Origin of the sequence: Arthrobacter sp. Bi26 (genome assembly GCF_918697925.1) — a bacterium.
Lineage (GTDB): Bacteria > Actinomycetota > Actinomycetes > Actinomycetales > Micrococcaceae > Arthrobacter.
The window spans coordinates 1-1,369 of record NZ_CAKKMF010000206.1 but is presented as its reverse complement, the minus strand read 5'-3'; the positions used below and the strand labels follow the sequence as shown (position 1 = coordinate 1,369).

Annotated in this window: 1 protein-coding gene; it reads left to right on the top strand. The window is 63.8% G+C overall.

All coding sequences use genetic code 11. From position 1 onward, the window contains the following. Window positions 1-99: 99 nt before the first annotated feature. Window positions 100-1,369: ISL3 family transposase (locus tag LQV16_RS23465; protein WP_229996226.1), on the top strand; the 1,270-nt coding region annotated here is incomplete at its 3' end.

Here is a 1,369-nt window from a genome sequence, read left to right as displayed (position 1 = left end):
GGCTCATCAACTTTTAGCGTGGTGTCCTTCAAATGAAGGGGCTCGTAGCCCTGCGAGCATAGGTGTTGTCGAGACATCTATTGCTGAGGACTACGAGCCTTGTTACAGATTACGCAGACGTGCGATGCCGCGTCGATTCTGTTCAATTTGGAGGGCCATGTTGTGCTCTCCGCCGAGCGTGCCGGTGCTGGCCGGACGGTTCTTGTCGAGCCGGTCGAGCAGGAAGGCGCCTGTCCTGACTGCGGGGTGCTGTCGTCCCGGATCCAGGCCCGTCCGGTCCACCGCGTCCGGGATGTCCTGTGCGGCGGAGAGCCCTTGGAAGTCAGGGTCCGGAAGCGGCGGCTGGCGTGTCTGGAACCGCAGTGTCCGCGGCGGTCCTTCGTGCAGACCACCGATGAGATTCCGCTGCGTTCCCGGCTGACCAGCAGGCTCGTGGCCGGCATTGTCGCAGAACTGTCCGCGGAGCTTCGGGCCGTCTCCAGGGTTGCCGCGGCCTCGGGTGTGTCGTGGACGACCGCCATGCGTGTCATGGAGAACACTGCCGTCCTGGACGGCGGTGTGGACCGGCGCCTGGTCCGCCGGCTGGGCGTGGACGAGCATCGCTTCCGGCGGGTCCGCTACCTGAAAAACGATGCCGGAAAAGTCACCCGGGTAGAGCCCTGGTCGATCGTTTTCACGGACCTGGACACCGGCGCGATCCTGGACATCGTGGACGGCCGCCGTGGCCAGGCGGTGCGTGACTGGATCGGCGCCAGACCGCGCTGGTGGCGTAACAAGGTGGAGATGGTGGCCATGGATATGTCCACCGAGTTCCGCCGGGCCATCCGCAAAGTCCTGCCCAGGGCAGCCATCACCGTGGACCACTGGCATGTGGTGGCCCGGGCGAACCAGATGGTCACCGAGGTCCGGCGGCGCCGCGCTCACGACCTCCACGGCAGGCGCGGCAGGGCCACGGATCCGGCCTGGAAGTACCGGAAATTGCTGACCTGCAACCAGGAAAACATGTCCTCCGCCCAGCGCGGACGGATGCATGAAATCATTGGCTCTGACCTTGAACTCGGTGTCGTCTGGGGCATCAAGGAACACGTCCGCCAGCTGCTGAAGACCAATCACATCGACGGCTTTCACCGAGCCTGGGCCGAGCTCGAAAACGCCGTGAAAGCGACCAGAATGCGCGAGGCGAAATCACTGTTCCTGACCCTGAAAATGTGGCGCAAAGAACTGCTCACGTTCTGCCGGACCAGGGTCACGAACGCGCGCAGCGAAGCGGCGAACCTCAGCGCCAAGAACCTCAAACGAGCCGCCCGCGGATACCGGAATCATGACCATTACAGGCTCCGGCTATTGTTGTACACGGCAGCCCAACAAG